Genomic DNA, 22561 nt, shown 5'->3' with positions numbered 1-22561 from the left:
ACGCGGGTCGTGTAGTGGATCACGAAGCTGTTCTCGTCTGGGCTGAAAGCCTCTGCAGCGAGTGCCCGCTACCGACGCCCAGCCCAAAGACGCGCTAGGCCAGGCTTCGCCTCCAGCAATCTTCCGCTTGCGATCAAACCGGCTTCGGCCTAAGTCACCGGCTACCCCCGGAGACATTCATGGCAGGCACATCCCAACACGGCAAAGCGTTCATTCGCCCGAAGAAGAAGGCCCACCTTCTGATCATCGAGGCGCGCTTTCATGACGATCTTGCCGACGCGCTGCTCGACGGCGCGACGAGCGCGCTCGACGAAGCCGGCGCGACCTATGACGTCATCACCGTTCCCGGTTCGCTGGAAATTCCAGCAGTGATCACTTTTGCGCTCGACGGCATGGGCGAGGGCGGCAAGGACTATGATGGTTTTGTCGCGCTCGGCACCATCATTCGTGGCGACACTTATCATTTCGACATCGTCGCCAATGAATCGAGCCGCGCGCTGATGGATCTCTCCGTGCAGGAAGCGATTGCGATCGGCAACGGCATCCTGACCACCGAGAACGACGCGCAGGCCTGGACGCGCGCCAAGCGCTCGGAGGGCGACAAGGGCGGCTTTGCCGCGCGCGCGGCGCTGACCATGATCGCGCTCAAGGAGAAGCTGGGAGCGCAATCGTGAGCGAACCCGCTTCGCCCGGCCAGCCCGCGACACGCCATGCCAACAAGCGTGGCGCCGCCCGTCTGGCCGCCGTGCAGGCGCTTTACCAGATGGACGTGGCCGGCAGCGGCGTCTTCGAGATCACCGCCGAATACGAGGCGTTCCGGCTCGGCAAGGAAGTCGACGGCGCGCTTTATCGGGAGGCCGACGCGCAGTGGTTCCGCGCCATCCTGGCCGGCGTCGTCGAGAACCAGACGACCATCGATCCGATCATACGCCAGGCGCTGACGGAAGACTGGCCGCTGTCCAGACTCGATTCGACGTTGCGCGCCATCCTGCGCGCTGGCGTCTACGAACTGATGAAGCGCGACGACGTGCCGGTGGCCGTCATCGTTTCGGAATATGTCGACATCGCCAAGGCCTTCTACGAGGAAGACGAGCCGAAGCTGACCAACGCCGTGCTCGACCGTGTGTCGCGCCGGGTGCGGGGCGAGGGGCGCGGCAAGGACGCATTGTGACCGGCACCGTCGCCGGCGCAGCACGGGACGCGCGCCGCACGGCGATCATCCTGGCGACGTCGCAGGCGATTATCGGTTCGGCCGCGCCGATTGCCATTTCCATGGGCGGGCTGGCCGGGCAATATCTGCTTGGCCCCGATAAGTCGCTGGCAACGGCGCCAATCACCGGCTTCAACATCGGCGTGGCGCTCGGCGCGTTGCCGGCCGCGGCCATCATCCGTTGGCTCGGCCAGCGCGGCGGTTTCATGACCGGCACCATCGTCACCGCGCTTGGCGGCGTCATCTCCACGTTGGCTCTGTTCCACGCCAGCTTCTGGCTGTTCGCTTTCGCGCTGCTGGTGATCGGCGTCGGCGGCGCCTTCGTCCAGCAGTTCCGCTTCGCCGCCGCCGATAATGCTCCGCCCGAATTCAAGGCGCGCGCCATTTCCTTCGTGCTGGCCGGCGGCGTCATCACCGCGATTCTCGGGCCGCAGATCGTCATCTTCACCCGCGAATTGCTGGCGCCGGTGATGTTTGCCGGCTCGTTCGTGGCCATTCCGGTTCTGGCGGCGGCCGGCGCCATCATCCTGTCATTCCTGCGCATCCCGGCCAAGGCTCCCGGCCACGCGGAAGTCGCGTCAAGCGACGCCCGGCCGCTGTCCGAGATCGTCACCCGGCCGCGTTTCGTCGCGGCACTGTTTTGCGCCGTCGGCAGCTATGCGCTGATGAGTTTCGTCATGACCGGCGCGCCGCTGGCCATGGTCGGCTGCGGCCTGTCGACAGACGACGCCACGCTCGGCATTTCCTGGCATGTGATGGCGATGTTTGCGCCGAGCTTCTTCACCGGATCGCTGATCCATCGCTTCGGCGCCGAACGCATCGTCGCCACCGGCCTGGTCCTGCTCATCGGCTGCGCCGCGGTGGCATTGTCCGGCCTGCATTTGTGGCAGTTCTGGACGGCGCTGATCCTGCTTGGCCTCGGCTGGAATTTCGCCTTCATCGGCGCCACCTCCATGGTCGCCGACAGCTACCATCCGTCCGAAAAGAGCAAGGTGCAGGGCTTCCACGACTTCGTCCTGTTCGGCTCCGTCGCCTTCGCCTCGCTAATGTCGGGCGCCATCTACAATGCCTGGGGCTGGGAGATGCTGAACTGGCTGGTTTTCCCGGTCGTCGCCCTGTGTTTCGTCGCCCTTGGCGCGCTCAAACTGACCGGATCGCGCAAAGCCCGCGCCTGATCCGGTTCTATCTTTGGCTTGGCACGACCTGTCAGCATGGCGCCGACCGAATCGCGGCGACCGCACAAAATTATTGCGTCTGTACCCATTGTTATGAAACCGTGTGCCCCGACGGGGCGTTGAAGCCATGCTCATATGCGGCCACCGCATTTCGGTCCAAAGCAAGGGGTTTTCACAATGTTTTCAGTCAAGATTCTGGCCGGCGCGGCGTTGGCGCTCGGCATCACGGCCGCCTCCGCCAATGCCCAGGTGGTCGTCTCCTCGAAGATCGACACCGAGGGCGGCGTGCTCGGCAACATCATCCAGCTTGTGCTCAACGCCAACAACATCAAGACCACCGACCGCATCCAGCTCGGCGGCACGCCGGTGGTACGCAAGGCGATCACCGCCGGCGAGATCGACATCTATCCCGAGTACACCGGCAATGCCGCTTTCTTCTTCGAGAAGGCCGACGATCCGGTCTGGAAGGATGCCGCCAAGGCCTATGAGACCGCCAAGAAGCTCGACTATGATGCCAACAAGATCCTCTGGCTGTCGCCGTCACCGGCCAACAACACCTGGGCGATCGCGCTGCGCAAGGAGGTTGCCGAGACCAACAAGCTGGCGACCCTGACCGACTTCGGCAAATATGTCGCCGGCGGCGGCACGGTCGTTTTGGCGGCCTCGGCCGAGTTCGTCAATTCGGCGGCAGCCCTGCCGGCGTTCCAGACCACTTACGGCTTCACGCTGAAGCCCGAGCAGTTGATCACGCTTTCGGGCGGCGACACCGCCGCGACAATCGGTGCTGCCGCCAACCAGACCAACGGCGCCAACGCCGCCATGGTCTACGGCACCGACGGCGGCATCGCGCCGTCCGGCCTGGTCGTGCTCGCCGACGACAAGGGCGTGCAGCCGGTCTACCAGCCGGCGCCGATCATCCGCGAAGCGGTGCTGAAAGAGCATCCGGAGATCGAGACGCTGTTGAAGCCGGTGTTCGCCAAGCTCGACCTCGTCACGCTGCAGGAACTCAACGGCCGCGTCCAGGTCGGCGGCGAGCCGGTCAAGGGCGTTGCCGAGGACTTCCTGAAGAAGAACGGGTTTTTGAAGTAGTCAGCGCATAGCTGATCGTGACGCTGGTGCGAGACACCCCTCTCTGGAAGCTGCTGATCTCCCCCCTTGCGGGGGAGATGTCCGGCAGGACAGAGGGGGGTGCTGTCCCGCCGACCTCACAACCGGTAGCAGGTGCGTGCCTCGACAGGGTTGCTTCCGAACAAGCCGACGCTCGAAAGCTGGCGATCCTTCACACCCCCCTCTGGCCTGCCGGCCATCTCCCCCGCAAGGGGGGAGATCGGATTTCGCGTCGGCTTTCGCCGATCACCGGCGTAGTCTGCGCAACGTGGAAAATCGCTCCTCATGAGGGGCATCCATGACCCTGCGTTTCGACAAGCTCGGCGTGGTTATCGCGGCGATCGTTGCCTATGCGGCGTTTCTGGCCCCGTTCGCCACCTTCCGCGCCAATCGTATCGTTCCCGGTCAGGCGCGCTCGATCCTCGAGGCGCTGCCGGCCACAGTCGGGCCGCTGCTGCTGGCGGTCGTCGTCGTGGCCGCAATTGTTGCGTTGCTGAAAACCCCGCTTGTCCTGCGCCTGGCTGCAAGCGTCGTGGCGCTCGCCGCCCTTGCCATCCTGATCGGTGTCGCCGGCACCTTCCTGACGCCGGACGGCAACACCTTCGCCCGCATCTCGCCGGCTTCCGGGTTCTGGCTGTTGATCTTTGCCTTCACATTGTTGCTCGCCGACGTGCTGACCAGGCTCAACCTGTCGCCACCGGCCCGCATCGGCGTGCTCGTCCTCGCGGCGCTGGCCATCGGCTTGTTGCTGATATCGGGGCAGTGGGACAGCCTGTCGATCCTCAAGGAATATGCAAACCGCGCCGATAGTTTCTGGGCGGAAGGCTCTAAGCACATCACACTGGCGCTGGGGTCGCTGGCGGCGGCGGTGATCGTCGGCCTGCCGCTCGGCATCCTGTGCCACCGCGTCGAACGGGTGCGGGCCGGCGTGCTCAATGTGCTCAACATCGTCCAGACCATACCCTCGATCGCGCTGTTCGGCCTGCTGATCGCGCCGCTGGGCTGGGTCGCCGCGCATGTTCCGGGTGCCGCAGCGCTCGGTATCAGAGGCATCGGCACCGCGCCCGCCTTCGTGGCTTTGTTCCTCTATTCGCTGCTGCCGGTGGTGGCCAACACCGTGGTCGGGCTTGCCGGCGTACCCCGCGCGGCCAATGATGCAGCGCACGGCATGGGCATGACCGATGGCCAGCGCCTGTTCGGCGTCGAGTTTCCGTTGGCCTTTCCGGTGATCCTCACCGGCATCCGCATCGTGCTGGTGCAGAACATCGGCCTGGCCACCATCGCCGCACTGATCGGCGGCGGCGGCTTTGGCGTCTTCGTCTTCCAGGGCGTCGGCCAGACCGCAATGGACCTGGTGCTGCTCGGCGCCGTGCCGACGGTGGCGCTGGCCTTCGCCGGGGCCATCATCCTCGACGCAGTGATCGAAATGACCGCCACCAGGCGCAGGGTTGAAACGGCATGATCGAGATCGAAGGCATTACCAAGCGCTATGACGCGACGACCGTGGTCGACGACGTGTCCATGGTCGTCGAGCCGCGTACGGTTTGCGTCATTGTCGGTACCTCCGGTTCCGGCAAGACGACGCTGCTGCGAATGATCAACCGGCTGGTCGAGCCGACCGCCGGCGTCATCAAGCTCGACGGCAACGACAACCGCACGCTGCCCGGCTACGAGCTGCGCCGCAGCATCGGCTACGCTATCCAGGGCCACGGCCTGTTCCCGCACCGCACCGTTGCGCAGAACATCGCCACCGTGCCGGTCCTGCTGGGCTGGGACAAGGACCGCATCAAGGCCCGCGTCGATGAGTTGATGACACTCTACCAGCTCGACCCCGAGGCCTATGGCCAGCGCTACCCGCACGAACTGTCCGGCGGGCAACAGCAGCGTGTCGGCGTCGCGCGCGCGCTCGCCGCCGAGCCCAATGTGCTTCTGATGGACGAGCCGTTCGGCGCACTCGACCCGATCATCCGCACCAAGGCGCAGGAAGATCTGCTGGCGATCCAGAAGCGCTTCGGCACCACCATCATCCTCGTCACCCACGACATGGAGGAGGCGGTCCATATGGGCGACAAGATCGCCGTCATGGATGCCGGAAAGCTGGTGCAATACGCCAAGCCGGAAGAGATCCTGGCGCGGCCAGCGAACGCCTTCGTCGAAACCCTGGTCGGCGCCAGCGAAAAGCCGTTCCGGCTCTTGTCGCTCGGCCGCGTGCGCGACGCCGTGGAAAAGGGGACTGCCGAAGGCGAGGCGATCCCAGGCGACGCCAGCCAGCGCGACGCGCTGGCCGAGCTTCTGTGGTCGGGCCGGCCGGCGCTGCCGGTCAAGGGCGAAGACGGCAAGCTGCTCGGCCGCGTCACCGTCGACGGGCTGGTGAAGCGCGCGGCGAGGCCGGCATGAAAGGGGCCGGTCTAAAAGCCTGGCTGCCTTCGCTGCTCAGGCTTGCACTGGTGGTGCTTCTCATAGCCTTCGTCACCAATCCCGGCTGGTTCGAGCCGCTGTTGAAGCCGCTGACCGAAAACAATGCGCCGGCGATCTACAATCAGGGCAGCCTGCTGACGCTGACCCTGCTGCATCTCAGGACCGTGCTGATCGCTACCGTCGCCGCAACCATCGTTGCCGTGGCGCTTGCCATCCTGGTGACCAGGCCGGCGGGCGCCGAATTCCTGCCGCTGTCGCGCAGTCTGGTCAATATCGGCCAGACCTTTCCGCCGGTGGCGGTGCTGGCGCTGGCGGTGCCCGCCGTCGGTTTCGGCGAGAAGCCGACGCTGATTGCGCTGTTTCTCTACGGCCTGCTGCCGATCTTCGAGAACGCGCTGACCGGCCTCACAACGCTGCCCGGCAACATCATGGAGGCCGCGCGCGGCGCCGGCATGACGGGCTGGCAAAGACTGGTCAAGGTCGAATTGCCGCTGAGCGCGCCGATCATTCTGGGAGGAATAAGGCTGTCGGTGGTGATCAGCCTGGCCACGGCGACGATCGGCTCGACGGTTGCCGCCAAGACGCTGGGCGAGGTGATCATCGCCGGCCTGCTGTCCAACAATCTCGCCTTCGTCCTGCAAGGCGGCCTGATCGTCGCGGCGCTGGCGATGCTGATCTATGACGGACTGTCCGCCATCGAGCGCTATACGGCGCGCAAGATGGGGCAGGAGACTGGCGACTGACCTTCGCTGGACTGCGGGCAAAGCATTGACTGACGCAGCGTCATTTCAACCGATCTAATAGCAAGGCATCGGCCACGGGAATGTTCTGGCCTAAACCTTTTGGCTGAAAGCGGGGCAAAAACCGAACAATATCTTGACGTTCCGAGCCCTGTTTCGCATACACCGCTGCGAAGGACGGATTCCGCCTAGGCTTATCCGCTCCCCGCACCAACGGCCCAGGGAGGGGTTCTTTTGGGCCATCAATCGAGGAAAATTCGGCAATGACCATCATTTCTGCCGTCATCGCCTGCGGCTTGCTTTCAATCCTTTACGCCATCTGGGCGACACGATCGGTTCTTGCAGCCGATCAGGGCAACGCACGCATGCAGGAAATCTCCGCCGCCATCCGCGAAGGCGCGCAAGCCTATCTGGCGCGCCAGTACACCACCATCGCCATTGTCGGCGTGGTCGTGCTCGTGCTCGCCTGGTGGCTGCTTTCGATCACCGCCGCGGTCGGCTTCCTGATCGGCGCCGTGCTTTCGGGCGCCGCCGGTTTCATCGGCATGCACGTCTCGGTGCGCGCCAATGTGCGCACCGCGCAGGCTGCGTCCAACAGCCTCGCCGCCGGTCTCGACATCGCCTTCAAGTCGGGCGCCATCACCGGTATGCTGGTGGCTGGCCTGGCGCTGCTCGGCGTGTCGATTTACTACTATATTCTGACCGGCCCGATGGGCCTGCAGCCCAATGACCGCATCGTCATCGATGCGCTGGTTTCGCTCGGCTTCGGCGCTTCGCTGATCTCGATCTTCGCCCGTCTGGGCGGCGGCATCTTCACCAAGGGCGCCGACGTCGGCGGCGATCTCGTGGGCAAGGTCGAAGCCGGTATTCCCGAAGACGATCCGCGCAACCCGGCCACCATCGCCGACAATGTCGGCGATAATGTCGGTGATTGCGCCGGCATGGCCGCCGACCTCTTCGAGACCTATGCGGTGACCGTCGTTGCCACCATGGTGCTGGCTGCCATCTTCTTCGGCGGAACCGCCGCTCTGGGTGCGGCGATGCTCTATCCGCTCGCGATCTGCGGCGCCTGTATCCTGACCTCGATCGTCGGCACCTTCTTCGTCAAGCTCGGTTCCAACGGCTCGATCATGGGCGCCCTCTACAAAGGCCTGATCGTCACCGGCCTGCTGTCGATCGTCGGTCTCGGTGTCGCTACCTCGGCAACCGTCGGCTGGGGCGAGGTCGGCACCGTCGCCGGCATGACCATCATCGGCAAGAACCTGTTCATCTGCGGCCTGATCGGTCTCGTTGTGACCGGTCTTATCGTGGTGATCACCGAATACTATACCGGCACCAACAAGCGCCCGGTGAACTCCATCGCCCAGGCCTCGGTGACCGGTCACGGCACCAACGTCATCCAGGGACTTGCGGTGTCGCTCGAATCGACCGCACTGCCGGCAATCGTCATCGTCGGCGGCATCATCTCGACCTACCAGCTCGCCGGCCTGTTCGGCACGGCGATCGCGGTCACCACCATGCTCGGCCTTGCCGGCATGATCGTCGCCCTCGACGCCTTCGGCCCGGTCACCGACAATGCCGGCGGCATTGCCGAAATGGCCGGCCTGCCCAAGGAAGTGCGCCACTCCACCGACGCGCTCGACGCGGTCGGCAACACCACCAAGGCGGTGACCAAGGGCTATGCCATCGGTTCGGCCGGCCTCGGCGCGCTGGTGCTGTTTGCGGCCTATTCGAACGATTTGAAGTTCTTTGCCGCCAATGGCGACAAATATCCGTACTTCCAGGGCATGGGCGATGTCTCCTTCGACCTCTCCAATCCCTACGTCGTAGCCGGCCTGATCTTCGGCGGTCTGATCCCGTATCTGTTCGGCGGCATCGCCATGACGGCCGTCGGCCGTGCGGCCGGCGCCATCGTCGAGGAAGTGCGCAAGCAGTTCCGCGAGGATCCGGGCATCATGGCCGGCACCTCCAAGCCAAACTATGCCCGCGCCGTCGACCTTCTGACCAAGGCGGCGATCCGCGAAATGATCATCCCCTCGCTGCTGCCGGTGCTGGCGCCGCTCGTCGTCTATTTCGGCGTGCAGCTGATCTCGGGCTCCAAGGCGTCCGCCTTTGCGGCGCTCGGCGCCTCGTTGCTCGGCGTCATCGTCAACGGCCTGTTCGTCGCCATCTCGATGACTTCGGGCGGCGGCGCCTGGGACAATGCCAAGAAGTCGTTCGAGGACGGTTTTGTCGACAAGGACGGCGTCAAGCACCTCAAGGGGTCCGAAGCGCACAAGGCTTCGGTCACCGGCGACACGGTTGGCGATCCCTACAAGGACACCGCCGGCCCGGCGGTCAACCCGGCAATCAAGATCACCAACATCGTGGCGCTTCTGCTGCTGGCCGTGCTCGCGCACGGCTAAGGCAACGCCACTGCTTCAGGAACAAACCCGCGGGAGCGATCCCGCGGGTTTTTGTTTGAGATTTACGCTGGTGGCAGTCAACCCTCATCCGGCTCGGTCCCGGCATCGCCGCGCTTGCTGTAGCGATCGAGCAATTCGCTCACGCCAGGTTCGCGCTCAGGCATCGGCGCCAGGCCACGCAGGCGCCGCAGCTTGGCAAGGAAGGCGCCTCGCTTATACTTGCGGCGGAAGGCGCGGGCGCGGGGATGGATGCCAAGAGCCGCCATCAGCCTGCGCCTGAGATAACTCGATGCTGCCACGCGAATGGGTTCGCCCGCGCAGCCAAGGATTTTCACGCGCAAGGCGTCCGGCGTCTGCATGGCGTCCAGAAGATCCTTCTGTTCCTGCGCATTGTCGCCGAGATAGGAACCCTTGCGTATGCCGGAATGCAGCTTGATCACCGTGAGGTGCGGCATCGTCGCGATCACCGCGCCCTTTCGCCATGCCCGAAACAGCCAGTCCTGCGAGCTTTCGCAAAAGCACTGGCTGGCAGGTCGCCAAGGTCCGAGCAGGCTGAACGAAGCGCGGCGAAACATGTGTGCTGAGCCAAATCCTTCCGTCGTGACGGGGTCGTAAAAACCATCCTTGCCGATCCCGAAGATCGAATTGACAGGATTGCCGGCCGCCGACGGCGGCTGGATGACGGCACCGCGCGCCAGCACCACGTCGGCGCCCGAGGCGTCGATCCAGCCGGTCATCGCCGCCAAATGGTCGGGAAACCACAGATCGTCGTGGTTGAGCAAGGCGACGAAGCGGCCACGCGCCCTGGCAAAGCCGATATTGTTGGGACCGGACTGTTCGCCGAAATTGACGGGAAGATCGATGTAGACGATGCGGGTATCGTCAAATTCGGCGGCAACGGCCGCCGTATCCGGCCTGCAATCGTCGCCGATGACCAAGGCTTCCCAGTCTTGCAACGTCTGGCGCATGACGCTGGTCAATGCCTGCCGCAGTGCTGCCGGCCGGTTGTGCGTCGCGATCACGATCGAAACCAGCGGTTCGCCGCCGGCCTGATCGCGCTGCGCCGATGCTTCCACGCTACACCAGTCTGTAGGGAATGTGGTCGGTGTCTGGCGGCAGGCGCCAATGGTCGGGCTGATTGTAGGCATAGGCCTTGTCGACGAGGTTGAGCAGCACCGCCGTCTCCGCTCCGAGCGAAACAACACCGTGCCATATTCCGGGTGGAATGATGACGACCGCCGGGCGCAACGGGCCGATAATCTTGTGCCAGACGGCGCCGAAGGTCGGCGAGGCCTTGCGTCCGTCAAACAGCGAAATGCGAACGCTGCCGACGCAGCAGAACAGCCGGTCGGTCGTCACCGCATGGGCATGCCAGCCCGTCACCGCGCCGGGATACAAGGTGCGTTGGAAGACCTGGCCGACCGGCTCCGAATCGAGCTCCCACTCCTCGCGAAAGATCTCGGTCAGATAGCCGGTGGAGGTTGCGACCGGCCTGATCTCCTTGACCCTCACGCCATCGATCGTCACCGGCTCGATGGGCATCCAGTCAGGCGTGACCACTTGGCTGTCAGCCGTTCCGGTCGCCATCCAGCCTGTCGGTTTTGTCCGGGTTTTTTCCGGCACGGATGCTCCTCCCAATTCAGCGTGATGCTCCATTGGCCAGCACGGTCTGATACGAATTTGACCGGTCGCTGGCAAGTACGCGTCAAGGTTTGCTGATAGGTTTCGACCTCACGGCACTTGATGTTTCCGACGCAATCGGAGGGCCGCATTGCCCAAAACATCGTTCCATCCTACCCAAGCCCGGACCGTCCGCCTGCTTTAATACCCCGGCCATTGGCCAGGACATTGCAATAGGCGCGGTGTCGGGCTCGCCTCTGCGGCGATTTTGGCCAGGGAAACGACATTCGGGCAGGGAAAAGACATGGACATTTTCTTGATGGCGGCTTCGCTTGCGCTGGCTGGAATTATTGCCGGCATCTACGTGTCGGGCGTAATCCACGATTTTCGCATCGATGATCTTACCGCCGGCCAGTACATGGCCATGCATCAGATGCGCGACCGGACGTTTACCCGGGTGATGCCGTTCGTCAGGCTGACGACGCTGGTGCTGATCGCGGCGATGGCGATGTTTGCGGTCGATGCCGGCCTGCCGCGCATCCTGACCATCGTCGCCGCGGCGCTGGTGGTGCTCGACATTGGCTTCACCGTCAGCCGTCAGGTGCCGCTCAACAAACAGGTGCAGAGCTGGACGCCGGTGACCATCCCCGATGATTGGGCGCAGACGCGCGACAGCTGGGCGGCCAACCACAATTTGCGCCTTGTGCTTGGACTGGCCGAATACGCCTGCCTGTTTGCCGCGGTCATCCTGACGCTCAGCCGGTGATTCAGTTTTTGCGGAACGCCGCGGCATGGGTCGGCACTTCTGCCGGCCGCCGCCGTTGAAAACAGGAGTATTGCCATGCTGCATCACGCTTCATTCAACGCCCGCGATCCGCAGGCCGTCGCCAGCGTCCTTGCCGAAATGCTTGTCGCCACCGCGGTTCGTGCGCCGTCGCCGCCATTTCCTGAGGGCGCGTGGTTTGTCTGCCTCGGCGACGATTTCGGCTCGCTGATCGAAATCCTGCCGTGCGGCACGGTTCTGGACCAGCAAGCGCCGCTCGGCATCGGCTTCGACCCGAACATGCGCCTGCGCTCCGGCTCGCATGTGCTGCTCAGCACGCCCAATTCGACCGAAACCATCCAGGGCATTGCCGCCCGCATGGGCTGGCATAGCGGGCTGATCGATGCCCGCCTGTTCAAGGTGCTCAAGGTCTGGGTCGAGGACGAAACCCTGGTCGAATTCCTGACGCCCGAGATCGCACCGCTGTACCGCGCGACATTCGCCTGGGGCGGCATGGCGACACTCGACGCCAAGCTGCGCGAGCTGGAGAGCCAGATGGCGGCAGCGCTTGCCGCCAAGGCGGCGAACCAGTCGGGCCGCAAGGATGAGCAACTGGCCGATACGATGAGTCCGTGAGCCCCGACGCCTTCCGATGAGAGCTCCTGGACGGCCGCCGAGGTCAACCGTCGCCGGTGTTGTCGCCGGCTTCCGCCTTCAGCCAGTTGATGAACGATCTGGCAGGCTCCCAGGCGGAGATGGACGGGTGGACGACGACGTAGTGGTTCCAGTTCGTCGGTATGTCCGTCGTCAGGAGGCGGACGAGCCTGCCGGTGCGCAAATCGCTCTCGACCAGCGACTTCCTCGCGATGGCGACGCCCAGACCGCTCGCCGCCGCTTCGACCGCCAACAAGGTGCCATTCAGATTCATGCCGTCGCCAACCGTATCCAGCGGCAGATTGTTTCTCTCGAACCAGTGGCGCCAATTGGCGCCACTCTCGTCATTTTCGGCCGTCGTGTCGAGGATGCGGAACAGTCGCAGCACATCGTGCTGGTCTCTGACCGGGCCGTTGGCGGCGAGATAGTCGGGACTGACGACAGGAAAGATCGCATCTGCCATCAGCCATTCGGTCTCGACGGCCGGATAGTGTCCGCCGCCGAAGCGCAATGCGATGTCGACTGTTCGCTGCGAAAGGTCGACGACTGCAAGATCCGCATTGATGTCGATCTCTGTTTCGGGATGCTTTTTGCGAAACCTGTGCAGACGCGGGGCCAGCCAGCGCACGGCATGCGAAGGAATGGCGGTGACCCTCAGCCTCGTGCGCTCGTTGCGCGCGACACTGGCGATCGTGCTCTGGATTTCCAGCAGTGCGCGTCGCACGCCCGCGGACAATCTTTCGCCTTCAAGCGTGAGTTCGACGCGGCGGACATGGCGGGTGAACAGAAGCACGCCGAGATCGGCTTCGAGATCGGCGATGCGGTGGCTGAGCGCGCTTGGCGTAACATTCAGCTCATCGCCGGCGCGCTTGAAGCTGCCCAGCCGGGCAATGACCTCGAAAGCACGAATGGATTCCAGTTGTGGAAGCCGTCTTGTCATTTGCCGTTACCCGATCCCGCCATGGGTTCCTTAGCATGAATGAACAAAGCTCATCCATAGCTTCGTAAATAGTCTTTTGTCCAAGTGCGCAAATCATTGTAGCCATCCACTGCCCCCCGATTGCCGCCGTCGAATGAGAGGCCGTTCATGGAACGAGCCTCGACTACGAACGACAGTGAAATGAAGACAATCGCTTGGGAGTACCCCATGACTATTCGACCCCCCGAGTTTGCGCATGCGCGCTTTTCGACCGCCATGTGGCCGCGAGCGGAATGGCGAAACGTCTATTGCGACCTGTTGCGCCGGATGGTGACCGACATGGATTTTAACGTCACGGAGGAAAAGCTCTCCGTCGACGCGACCATCCTGCGGCTACCGGGCGTCGGCATTGCCGATTCGAGGACCANCGAGGACCACCGCCTTCCGCACCATCCGTTCCCGCGCCATGGCCAAGGGGACCGATGACTACATTTTCTTCATGTGTCTGGAGGGCGCTGCCACCTTCTCGCATCTCGGCCGCGAGGCCAGCATCGAGGCCGGCCAGGCAATCCTTCTGTCCTCCTCTGATCCGCATGTGATCGAACGGGCGATGTCGCATCATCTCTTCATCACCATCCCCAAGGCAGCGCTCGGGCCCATGGCTGCGAATGCGGATGCTGCCCTGATGACGCCGATGTCATGCGTGGGCGAAAAGTTCTTGCTGCTGACCAGCTATGTCCGTCTGCTGATGCAGGAGCCGAACCTGGCCGCATCCGAATTGCGCTGGCTTGCCGCCAAGCACATACAGGACCTTGTCGCGGTCGTGGTTGGGGCAACGCAGGACGCCACCGAGGTCGCCGCAGGTCGCGGCATACGCGCCGCGCGGCTGCGCGCCATCAAAGCCGATATCGAAAGCAATCTGGCTTCCGGCGATGTCGGGTCCGACGCGCTGGCCGGGCGCCACCGCGTCAGCGCGCGCTATATCAGAAAGCTGTTCGAGGGTGAGGGTACCTCGCTGTCGCAGTTCGTGCTTGGCCGGCGGCTGGCGCTGGTTTGCAGCAAGCTATCCGACCTGCGCCTGGCACACCGCACCATCGGCGCCATCGCCTTCGACGCCGGCTTCGGCGATCTCTCGACCTTCAACCACGCCTTCCGCCGGCATTTCGGCATGACGCCTTCGGAAGCGCGGCAGAGTGCGGCTGTGCACCGCGCCTCGCTGGAGCCCGGCGGCCGAACAGGCCACGCGCGGCAAAGCGCGACGGGTGTTGCGGCCGCATGACCTCAAAACAAAAGCCCGCAGGATCGCTCCCGCGGGCTTTTGGTCGCCTGAGATGGTGTCGCTTCGGGGGAAGCAAAAATCTAAGGAAGGCGGTCGCTTCTTAGGCGCCGCCGCCAGGAATGGGGGGCGCCAGCTTGCTGGCGCCTTTGATGATCTGGCTGAGGAAGTTCTGGTCCTTGCCGCCGGTCGGCGTGGTGCGCGAGATGAAGTCGAAAATCTTACCGTCCTTCAGACCGTAATTGGCAATCTGGGTGACGCGCCCGTCCTCGCCAAAATAGACCGCGAGCACTTTCTGGTCGACCAGGCGCGGCTTGTCGAAAGCGACATAGCGCTTGCGCGTCTGCGAAATGTAATAGAACGCCTCATTGTCGAAGGTGGCTTTCGTCGATGGCGTGCCGAGCGCCAGAAGCACCTGTTCGCGGCTGGAGCCCACCGGCACCGAATTGACCGCCTGCTGGTCGATAACATAGCCCTGCGTCAGCGTCTCGCTAGGGTTAAGGTCGCCGAACATCTTGGACGAATTGCAGCCCGACAGCGCGGAAGCCACCAGCACCAGCGAAACCGCGGCGGTGGCCCCAGGCAGAAAAGTCGACTTGAATTTCAGCGCGCGCAACAACAACTCCATTAGCTGGCCGCAACTTGCGCTGGGCGGCAAAACCGGTAAACCAGCTTGCTTGCCGATGCAACAAGGCCCATTCAAACAATCGGTCCCCAGGAGACCACCCTCAATGTTCCAGCGCCTTTTTGGCCGCGAACGCAACGCCAACCGCGCTATCACCGAGGCGCTTTACGCACAAATCGTGGCGGCGGCGCGGCAGACCGTGTTTTATTCCCACTGGAATGTGCCGGATACGCCGCTCGGCCGTTTCGAGATGCTGTCGCTGCACATGTTCCTGTTTCAGCACCGGCTCCGCGGCGAAGAGGGCGTCGCGCATGAGGTCGCGCAGGTGCTGATCGACGAGTTCTTTCTCGATGTCGAGCATTCGCTGCGGGAACTGGGCGTTGGCGATGTCGGCGTGCCCAAGCGCATGAAGAGGCTGGCCAAAATGTTCTACGGCCGTACCGCCGCCTATGACGACGCGCTGGAACGCAGCGACCGCGACGCGCTTGCTGCCGCCCTGGCGCGCAATGTCAGACCCGATGCCGGCGCCTGGCCGCAAGCCTTGCCGCTGGCGTCCTATGTAATCGATGCCGCAAGGCAGCTTGAAGCACAGCCGTCCGAATCGATCGTTTCCGGTGCCGTGGCGTTTCCCGTCGCGAAAGCGGAGTGAGGAGGGGAGACCAAGATGAAACATGTGGACACGCCTAGCCCGGTCTCATTTGCGGCCAATGTCGGCCGCCTGCCGCACAAAGGTTTGCAGGTGGTGATCGATGCCGACGCCGCGCAGCGCGCAATGCTTGCGCGCGAGCACGAGCTGCTTTCGGTCGAAAACTACCGTGCTGAGCTTTTGGTGGCGCCGTGGAAGCGCAATGGCGTCAAGGTCAGCGGCCGCGTCGAGGCTGATATCACCCAGGCCTGCATCGTCACCCTTGAGCCGGTCGCGGCCCATATCGACGAAGAGGTCGAGGCGCTGTTCCTGCCCGAACAATCCAAACTCGGACGGCAAGGTTTCGAAGGCGGTGGCGAAATCCTGCTCGACGCCGAAGGGCCGGACAGCCCGGAAACTTTCTCCGGCGACACGATCGACGTCGGCGCGCTCGCCGAACAGTTCTTCGGGCTGGCGATCGATCCCTATCCGCGCAAGGCAGGCGCCTCGCTCGATGCCGCCGGCCCGAACGAGCCCGTCGAGAATGAATTCCAGCAAAAGCTGCGATCCTTGCTTGGAAAATCCTAAAACACGAAGCGATCGGAGAAAAGCCGGTTGTGCGGCAGCCCAAAACCGCTATTTTCGCCGAACCTTCGCGAGCCCCTGAATTTCGCGAGTTTCGTATTTCTTTCGCGGGCCATGTGCCCTGGCCCAAGCTAGTGAGATAAAGACCGCGTGATCAGGATTTCCATCGATGCCATGGGTGGCGATCACGGGCCAAACGTGGTCATCCCGGCACTCATGACGGTCGCCGTCAGGCGTCCCGACATCCGCTTCGTCATATATGGGCGCGAGGAATTGGTGCGCCCCGAACTCGCCAAATTCCCCAAACTGGCCGAGGTCAGCGAGTTCCACCATTGTGAAGTCGCGGTCAGGATGGACGACAAGCCGAGCCAGGCGCTGCGCCACGGCCGCTGGAAGTCGTCGATGTGGAAGGCTGTCGAAGCAGTCAAGAGTGGCAGCGCGCAGGCCTGCATTTCGGCCGGCAATACCGGCGCGCTGATGGCGATGTCGAAATTCTGCCTGCGCACGATGGCGACCATCGACCGTCCGGCGATCGCGGCGATCTGGCCCACGATGCGCGGCGAGAGCGTGGTGCTGGATGTCGGCGCCACCATCGGCGCCGATGCGCACCAGCTGATCGACTTTGCCATTCTCGGCACCGGCATGGCGCGCTCGGTGTTCGGCATCGACCGGCCGAAAGTCGGCCTGCTCAATGTCGGCGTCGAGGAGATCAAGGGACAGGAAGAGGTCAAGGAAGCCGGGCGCATGCTGCGCGAGGCCAACATGGCCTCGATGAATTATCATGGCTTCGTCGAGGGTGACGACATCGGCAAGGGCACGGTCGACGTGGTCGTCACCGAGGGCTTTGCCGGCAACATCGCGCTCAAGACGGCAGAAGGCACTGTGCGCCAGATCTCAGGCTATCTGCGCGCCGCGATGAACCGCACGCTGATGGCCAGGATCGGCTATGTCTTCGCCAAGGGCGCTTTCGACCGCCTGCGCGAAAAGCTCGATCCAGGCCGCTCCAATGGCGGTGTTTTCCTGGGTCTGAACGGCATCGTGGTAAAGAGCCATGGCGGCGCCGATTCGGACGGTTTCGCGGCGGCCATCGAGCTTGGCTACGACATGGTGCGCAACAATCTGATCGACCGCATCGAGGCCGATCTCGACCTGTTCCATGCGCGCAACCCGCATGCCCAGGCAAACAGGAAATCCGACGCCACCGTCGACGAAAAGGAATAGGAAAGAGCTTTGATCAGATCAGTCGTGCGCGGCACCGGTGCTGCGCTGCCCCGCCGCATCATGAAGAATGCCGATTTCGAAGGCATGGTCGAGACCTCGGACGAGTGGATCGCCCAGCGCACCGGCATCCGCCAGCGCCATATCGCCGCCGATGACGAGACGACGGCATCCCTGGGCGAGGCGGCGGCGCGCGCAGCGCTCGACAATGCTGGTCTTTCGCCTGACGACATCGACCTGATCGTGCTGGCGACCTCGACGCCCAACAACACCTTTCCGGCAACCGCCGTCGAGATCCAGAACCGGCTCGGCATGCATCACGGCTTTGCCTTCGACCTGCAGGCGGTGTGCTCGGGCTTCGTCTATGCGGTGACCACCGCCGACCTCTACATCAGAGGCGGCCTCGCCAAGCGCGTGCTGGTGATCGGCGCGGAGACCTTTTCGCGCATCCTCGACTGGAGCGACCGCTCGACCTGCGTGTTGTTCGGCGACGGCGCCGGCGCGCTGGTGCTGGAAGCGGATGAGGGCACCGGCGGCATTGCCGACCGTGGCGTGCTGGCGATGAGCCTGCGCTCCGACGGCGCCCACAAGGACAAGCTTTTCGTCGATGGCGGTCCCTCGACCACCGGCACGGTCGGCCATCTCAGGATGGAAGGCCGCGAGGTGTTCAAGCACGCCGTCGGCATGATCACCGACGTTATCGAGGCGACGTTTTCGCAGGCCGGCATAACCGCCGACGACCTCGACTGGTTCGTGCCGCATCAGGCCAATAAACGCATTATTGACGCTTCGGCCAAGAAGCTCGGGATTGCTGAGCAAAAGGTGGTGGTCACCGTCGATTTGCACGGTAACACCTCGGCTGCTTCCGTGCCGCTGGCGCTTTCGGTGGCTGTCGCCGACGGTCGCATCAAGAAGGGTGATCTCGTGCTCCTGGAAGCGATGGGCGGCGGCTTCACCTGGGGCGCGGTTCTCGTTCGCTGGTAAGTGCCGAACGGTCCGGTTTCGGTCCTTGACCTTGCCGGATCAATTACTTAGGCTCTGCCTTTACCTGTATCGATTTATGTTTTTTGAACTGATGGGACGGTCGCATGGGGGGAAAGACACTTACGCGCGCCGACCTTGCCGAAGCTGTTTACCGTAAGGTCGGCTTGTCACGCACTGAATCGGCAGAACTCGTCGAAGCGGTGCTGGACGAAATCTGTGAAGCCATCGTACGCGGCGAGACGGTGAAGCTGTCGTCCTTCGCCACCTTCCACGTCCGTTCCAAGAACGAACGCATCGGCCGCAATCCCAAGACCGGCGAGGAAGTGCCGATCCTGCCGCGCCGGGTGATGACCTTCAAGTCGTCGAACGTGCTGAAAAGCCGTATCCTGCGCTCGCACCAGAACAGCAAGGCCAAGGGCGGCAAATAGGTTCTGCCGCAGGCTTCGGTTGAAAACGCCGGGCCGTTTTGACGCCGGGCTTGAATATTGTTTCATAAACCGCTGAAATGATACCCGATTCGGCAGACTGGGCCGGATCGCCGTCCAGCGTGAGGATTTCGCCCATGGACAAGAGCCCCGACGCTTTCCGCACCATCAGCGAGGTCGCGGAGGATCTCGATCTGCCGCAGCACGTGCTGCGCTTCTGGGAAACCCGTTTCAACCAGATCAAGCCGATGAAGCGCGGCGGCGGCCGCCGCTACTACCGGCCACAGGATGTCGAACTGATCAAGGGCATCCGCCATATGCTCTACGACCAGGGTTACACGATCAAGGGCGTGCAGAAACTGCTGCGCGAGAACGGCAACCATTTCCTGGTCGCCATCGGCAATGGCGACATGGCTGCCGTCGAAGCGATCTCGCAGCGCAGGCAGGCCGATCAGGTGCCGCTGACGCCAGCCGCCCAGCCGCGCGGCATGGATGACGAGATGCTGGTCGGTCAGCCCAAGGTAAAACCCAGCCGCCGCTTTTTCGGCCTGGGCAAGACCGAGGAGGAAGGTCCGGTCCAGCCCGGCGCATCGAAACTGTCGCGCGACAACCGGGCCTTGCTGCAGGAGGCGCTGTTTGACCTCCTGGAGTGCAAGCGCCTGCTCGACCAGGTGCGCTAACCTTTCCGCTGCCCTCGGGCAAGCAGACCGGAACCGGTTCTGCGGCCATGCGTTTGGCCTTCTCTCAAAAGAAGGAAAAACAATCATGGTATCGCTTTCGACCCTCTCCGATCTCGATCTCGAAAAGCAGGTCGCGACCCTTTCCAAAGAGCTCGCCGCGTTGCGCAAAGTCGTGGCCAAACGCGGCGGTGCTTACTACGAGGACGGGCGCGATGCCGCTTCGGACTATTATGGGCAGCTTGCCGACCTTGTCAGCGATGCGCTGCCGGCGATCAGGAAGCAGGGCAGGGCGATCGAAAAGACGGCGCGCGATCGTCCGGCAACAGCCGCTGCTGTTGGGTTGGTCGTGGTCGGCCTTCTCGCCAGCTTGTTGCTCAGCCGGCGCTAAAACAATTCACGAAAACAAAAAGAAAATGGCGGCCGTCCCGCGGACGACCGCCATTTCCCTGATCTGCGGCCGATTACTTGGCGAGCTTGATCTTGGCCTGCGGCGAAACCTGCGCGGTCTGGCTGCACTTGCCATAGACAGTGCCATTCTTGTCCGTGGCGTCCGTATAGGTGCCTTTGCACTCGATCGAGAGCACCAGGCAATGACCGGAGCCCTTGCAAACCGCGCCGCCGTCGCCCGTGGGATGCGTGCCGTTGGCGAAAGCCGAGGTCGGAACGGAAGCCGAACCGAAGGCCGAGACGATGAGGGCCGCGGCGAGCGTGATGCGCTTGAAGTTGGTCATTTGAGCATTTCCTTCTCTGGATCGAGGATCGCCACCATGGCGTCCTTCTGTGTTGGGATCGCCTTCTCGGCGTCCATGCCGGTTAGTGCGGCCTCCAAAGCAAAGGTTCATGCGTGGTTCGAATTTTCTTCGCCTTTTTTTGCGACGTCGATTTTTAGCCTTCGCCAACGGACGGCGCCTGGCGGGGCGGGCATCGATCATGCATTTCGCGTGAAGGGCGCTGACGTAGCAGCGCGGCATCCCATGCGAAGGTCACACGGTGGCGTGCCCAAATGGCCAGCCAAGACCGAGTCCGCCCCCGGCTCTTGTCAGGTGGCGGCAGCAGTCATTGCCGCCACTTGGCACCGCGCTTTCTGCCACTCCCGGCTGCGACTATAACGCCAGTCCAAAGGTACCGGCGGAGGAGACGGGCGTGGTCGCTAATTACATCGACGAGTTCATCATGTTCTGCGCTGGGTTGTGGATGACAGGCGTTGGTTTTGGGCTGCTCCAAAGTCCTTTTCAGGCCCAGCAAGGTCAGCAGCCATGGTGGCTGCAGGTCGCGAAGCATTTCAAATGGATGGGGCCGCTTTTGATTTTGATCGCAATAGTGCTCGCGTTCGCGGCGCCGTCCTAGCGGGTTCCGACGGCATTGAGAGACCCGGGGTGTCCTGCAGCTGGCTACCGCTGTGTTGTCGGCCTTGCGCCTGATACGTTCGTTGGGTGCGCTGTGGTTGCTCGCATTCTGGCGCATGGGCGCCATCGAATCCTGCCTTCAGCTTTTCCACGTGTCGCCTGGCAAAAACCAACGGGAAGGCGGCCTTGACGAGGACTCCAGGGCCAGCCTTCCCGTTGGGCAAGTCGGCCGTGTCAGGCCTTCTTGGCCTCCACCTTGTGGTGGTGGCGGTGGTGATGGGGATGGCGGTGATGCTTGTTGTGATGATGATGATGGTGGTGATGCTTCTTGTGCAGCGGTGCTGCGTCGGCGCTGCTGGCGCCGATGAGGGGCAGAGAGACAGCCAGGGCAAAAGCCAGCCCGAGAGCCGACAGGAGGGACTTCTTCATGACTTCGTTTCCTTTTCTGCGCGGGCTGAATTTGGCCGTCACCGAGCAAGATCGGTGCCGGTGAACCCCGCAGTCATGACTATCGCCTCCGAACTTTTCGACAGTTTTTCCGGACTGTAGAATTTTGTTTCTGGATTGTGTCTGGCGGCTTCGTCGGCAACCTACATCGGCGGAATGACGCCGTTGGTGCCGACAACGACCCGGCCCGCGGTCAGCTTGCCGTCGCTGCCGCGCTCGGCGTTGACGAACACCACAGCGCCAGGCTTGAGGTCGGCGGGCGTCGCCGGCGCGAAGGTCACCACCGGCGTCGTCTGCGGGATCGCGATCTGCTTTTTCTGGCCATTGTCGTAGGTCAGCGTCACCGTGCGACCTGCAATCTCGGTGACATCGGCGACCGTGCCGTTGGTCATCCGGCTGTTGGGCTCGAGATCCCACGGGCGGTCGCCTTCGCCGGCGCCCTTCAGCGCGGCCGGGAAGATCACCACCTCAAGCGCGCCGCTGCCGCCATCGGCCTTCGAAACAGAGGCAATGCCGAGGAAATCGCCTTGCTTGATATCCCCGGCATCCGCCTTGGCGACGCCGGAAATCTTCCACCCTTCAGCCAGCGCGATGGCGTCGGTAGCGCCTTCGCGGGTCTTCACCGTCAGCGTCGCTCCGGCAAAGGCGGTCACCGTGCCGCGAATGCGCACGGCCTCGGCGGCTTGCGCCGCGACCATGCTCGCGCCAGCGAGGCCTGAAATCGTGGCGAGCACGATGGCCGATGTCTTGAATGTCATGGATCTGATCCTCTTGGGAAAAGCTGGCCCGATGCGGCTGCCAGCAACATCAGGCTAACGCGCGAGCGGCGCAAAACCGCTGAACACTCCGGCGTGCGGCCCTTCAAAAGAACTTGATTGGGAGATCGGGGCAGAGATCCTATATGTGCCCTGGCGCCTGCGGTTTTGACGCCGGTTCACGATGCTGTGACGGTCGGTTTGGGCCTTGGCAAATCGCCGTCAAGCGGGCATTGTCCCGGCTCTCAGGCAACACCCTATCATTTGATCCAAAACTCTTTAGCCCCATGGAGTTGCCAATGCCCGAAACTGCAAAACACGAACCCTTCTCCAGGCTGGCGGCCGACGTTGCGCTCGAGCACTCCGGCCTCAAAGCCATCCGGGAGACAAAGGGATACAGTATTGAAGAGCTTTCCCTGACCTGCGGTCTGTCGACCAGCGAGATTGCCGACATAGAGAGCGGCAAGGACACCGATCCGACGAAACTTCGCCGGATCGCCGCAGCATTGCAATTGCCGGAAACGGCCCTGATCGATGCCCCGGCGCCCACGGCGCCTGTGGAAAACCGGTCCGTTTCATAAACA

The 22561-nt window shown here is 63.2% G+C and carries 27 protein-coding genes; 20 read left to right on the top strand and 7 right to left on the bottom strand.

The window, feature by feature from the left end:
- The first annotated feature begins 179 nt into the window (after positions 1–179).
- From ribH to X727_RS151570, 8 genes are all read left to right on the top strand, one after another.
- A complete protein-coding gene (ribH, locus tag X727_RS151535) occupies positions 180–674 on the top strand; it encodes a 6,7-dimethyl-8-ribityllumazine synthase (RefSeq protein ID WP_023669354.1) in 495 nt (164 codons plus the stop codon).
- On the top strand, positions 671–1171 hold the full coding sequence (gene nusB / locus X727_RS151540) for a transcription antitermination factor NusB (protein WP_023669355.1): 501 nt from the start codon (positions 671–673) through the stop codon (positions 1169–1171). The genes ribH and nusB overlap by 4 nt, the downstream gene beginning before the upstream one ends.
- Positions 1168–2385, top strand: coding sequence for an MFS transporter (locus X727_RS151545; protein WP_023689506.1), 1218 nt, complete (start codon positions 1168–1170; stop codon positions 2383–2385). Before nusB ends, X727_RS151545 begins: the two co-directional genes overlap by 4 nt.
- Before the next feature lie 177 nt (positions 2386–2562).
- Positions 2563–3474, top strand: coding sequence for an ABC transporter substrate-binding protein (locus tag X727_RS151550; RefSeq protein ID WP_023834250.1), 912 nt, complete (start codon positions 2563–2565; stop codon positions 3472–3474).
- A 316-nt stretch (positions 3475–3790) separates the two neighbouring features.
- Positions 3791–4954, top strand: coding sequence for an ABC transporter permease (locus X727_RS151555; RefSeq protein WP_023834249.1), 1164 nt, complete (start codon positions 3791–3793; stop codon positions 4952–4954).
- Complete coding sequence (locus X727_RS151560) at positions 4951–5889, top strand: ABC transporter ATP-binding protein (RefSeq protein WP_023669359.1); 939 nt, start codon at positions 4951–4953, stop codon at positions 5887–5889. The genes X727_RS151555 and X727_RS151560 overlap by 4 nt, the downstream gene beginning before the upstream one ends.
- Positions 5886–6653 (top strand): ABC transporter permease, encoded by a 768-nt coding sequence (locus X727_RS151565; protein ID WP_023834248.1) that lies wholly within the window; start codon positions 5886–5888, stop codon positions 6651–6653. Before X727_RS151560 ends, X727_RS151565 begins: the two co-directional genes overlap by 4 nt.
- Before the next feature lie 260 nt (positions 6654–6913).
- Entirely contained in the window at positions 6914–9055 is a 2142-nt protein-coding gene (locus tag X727_RS151570; protein WP_023689501.1) for a sodium-translocating pyrophosphatase, read from the top strand.
- Positions 9056–9132: 77 nt separating this feature from the next.
- Here X727_RS151570 and X727_RS151575 read toward each other — a convergent pair whose 3' ends face one another.
- Together X727_RS151575 and X727_RS151580 are read right to left on the bottom strand one after the other, a co-directional pair.
- Positions 9133–10131, bottom strand: a complete 999-nt coding sequence (locus X727_RS151575; RefSeq protein ID WP_023834247.1) for a glycosyltransferase family 2 protein — start codon at positions 10129–10131, stop codon at positions 9133–9135.
- 1 nt (position 10132) lies between these two features.
- A complete protein-coding gene (locus X727_RS151580) occupies positions 10133–10678 on the bottom strand; it encodes a dTDP-4-dehydrorhamnose 3,5-epimerase family protein (RefSeq protein ID WP_245274162.1) in 546 nt (181 codons plus the stop codon).
- Positions 10679–10979: 301 nt separating this feature from the next.
- Between X727_RS151580 and X727_RS151585 the strand changes: the two genes are divergently transcribed.
- Together X727_RS151585 and X727_RS151590 are read left to right on the top strand one after the other, a co-directional pair.
- Complete coding sequence (locus X727_RS151585; protein WP_023743613.1) at positions 10980–11441, top strand: DUF1772 domain-containing protein; 462 nt, start codon at positions 10980–10982, stop codon at positions 11439–11441.
- 75 nt (positions 11442–11516) lie between these two features.
- Complete coding sequence (locus X727_RS151590; RefSeq protein ID WP_023743612.1) at positions 11517–12074, top strand: hypothetical protein; 558 nt, start codon at positions 11517–11519, stop codon at positions 12072–12074.
- A 43-nt stretch (positions 12075–12117) separates the two neighbouring features.
- On the opposite strand, the gene X727_RS151595 is transcribed toward X727_RS151590, so the two are convergent.
- Positions 12118–13032: a LysR substrate-binding domain-containing protein gene (locus tag X727_RS151595; protein WP_023730859.1), complete on the bottom strand. Its 915-nt coding sequence runs from the start codon at positions 13030–13032 to the stop codon at positions 12118–12120.
- 445 nt (positions 13033–13477) lie between these two features.
- On the opposite strand from X727_RS151595, the gene X727_RS1000000165600 reads away from it, so the two are divergent.
- Positions 13478–14290 (top strand): AraC family transcriptional regulator, encoded by an 813-nt coding sequence (locus tag X727_RS1000000165600; RefSeq protein WP_023697441.1) that lies wholly within the window; start codon positions 13478–13480, stop codon positions 14288–14290.
- A 100-nt stretch (positions 14291–14390) separates the two neighbouring features.
- On the opposite strand, the gene X727_RS151605 is transcribed toward X727_RS1000000165600, so the two are convergent.
- Positions 14391–14903 (bottom strand): outer membrane protein assembly factor BamE, encoded by a 513-nt coding sequence (locus tag X727_RS151605; protein WP_023834244.1) that lies wholly within the window; start codon positions 14901–14903, stop codon positions 14391–14393.
- A gap of 115 nt (positions 14904–15018) precedes the next feature.
- Here X727_RS151605 and X727_RS151610 point away from each other — a divergent pair, with 115 nt between their 5' ends.
- The 7 genes from X727_RS151610 to X727_RS151640 all read left to right on the top strand — a co-directional run bounded on the left by X727_RS151610 (position 15019) and on the right by X727_RS151640 (position 19817).
- Complete coding sequence (locus X727_RS151610; RefSeq protein ID WP_023669369.1) at positions 15019–15561, top strand: ubiquinol-cytochrome C chaperone family protein; 543 nt, start codon at positions 15019–15021, stop codon at positions 15559–15561.
- A gap of 15 nt (positions 15562–15576) precedes the next feature.
- Complete coding sequence (locus X727_RS151615) at positions 15577–16125, top strand: DUF177 domain-containing protein (protein ID WP_023715400.1); 549 nt, start codon at positions 15577–15579, stop codon at positions 16123–16125.
- Between the two features lie 147 nt (positions 16126–16272).
- A complete protein-coding gene (gene plsX / locus X727_RS151620) occupies positions 16273–17343 on the top strand; it encodes a phosphate acyltransferase PlsX (RefSeq protein WP_023669372.1) in 1071 nt (356 codons plus the stop codon).
- A gap of 9 nt (positions 17344–17352) precedes the next feature.
- Positions 17353–18324, top strand: a complete 972-nt coding sequence (locus tag X727_RS151625; RefSeq protein ID WP_023743609.1) for a beta-ketoacyl-ACP synthase III — start codon at positions 17353–17355, stop codon at positions 18322–18324.
- Between the two features lie 104 nt (positions 18325–18428).
- Complete coding sequence (locus X727_RS151630; RefSeq protein WP_006201891.1) at positions 18429–18752, top strand: integration host factor subunit alpha; 324 nt, start codon at positions 18429–18431, stop codon at positions 18750–18752.
- 134 nt (positions 18753–18886) lie between these two features.
- Entirely contained in the window at positions 18887–19429 is a 543-nt protein-coding gene (locus X727_RS151635) for a MerR family transcriptional regulator (RefSeq protein WP_023669374.1), read from the top strand.
- Positions 19430–19514: 85 nt separating this feature from the next.
- On the top strand, positions 19515–19817 hold the full coding sequence (locus X727_RS151640; protein ID WP_023669375.1) for a hypothetical protein: 303 nt from the start codon (positions 19515–19517) through the stop codon (positions 19815–19817).
- Positions 19818–19890: 73 nt separating this feature from the next.
- On the opposite strand, the gene X727_RS151645 is transcribed toward X727_RS151640, so the two are convergent.
- Positions 19891–20160: a hypothetical protein gene (locus X727_RS151645; RefSeq protein ID WP_023669376.1), complete on the bottom strand. Its 270-nt coding sequence runs from the start codon at positions 20158–20160 to the stop codon at positions 19891–19893.
- A gap of 412 nt (positions 20161–20572) precedes the next feature.
- On the opposite strand from X727_RS151645, the gene X727_RS151650 reads away from it, so the two are divergent.
- Entirely contained in the window at positions 20573–20776 is a 204-nt protein-coding gene (locus tag X727_RS151650) for a hypothetical protein (RefSeq protein ID WP_023697438.1), read from the top strand.
- Positions 20777–21009: 233 nt separating this feature from the next.
- On the opposite strand, the gene X727_RS1000000166430 is transcribed toward X727_RS151650, so the two are convergent.
- Positions 21010–21204 carry a hypothetical protein gene (locus X727_RS1000000166430; RefSeq protein WP_081726109.1) on the bottom strand — a complete coding sequence of 65 codons (195 nt, stop codon included), beginning with the start codon at positions 21202–21204 and terminating at the stop codon, positions 21010–21012.
- A 161-nt stretch (positions 21205–21365) separates the two neighbouring features.
- Positions 21366–21980 carry a hypothetical protein gene (locus tag X727_RS151660; RefSeq protein ID WP_023669379.1) on the bottom strand — a complete coding sequence of 205 codons (615 nt, stop codon included), beginning with the start codon at positions 21978–21980 and terminating at the stop codon, positions 21366–21368.
- 296 nt (positions 21981–22276) lie between these two features.
- On the opposite strand from X727_RS151660, the gene X727_RS151665 reads away from it, so the two are divergent.
- Positions 22277–22558, top strand: a complete 282-nt coding sequence (locus X727_RS151665) for a helix-turn-helix transcriptional regulator (RefSeq protein WP_023743607.1) — start codon at positions 22277–22279, stop codon at positions 22556–22558.
- Positions 22559–22561 lie beyond the last annotated feature (3 nt).

The sequence above is a fragment of the Mesorhizobium sp. L103C105A0 genome, assembly GCF_000502215.1.
GTDB lineage: Bacteria > Pseudomonadota > Alphaproteobacteria > Rhizobiales > Rhizobiaceae > Mesorhizobium.
This window is presented reverse-complemented; position numbering and strand designations above follow the sequence as displayed.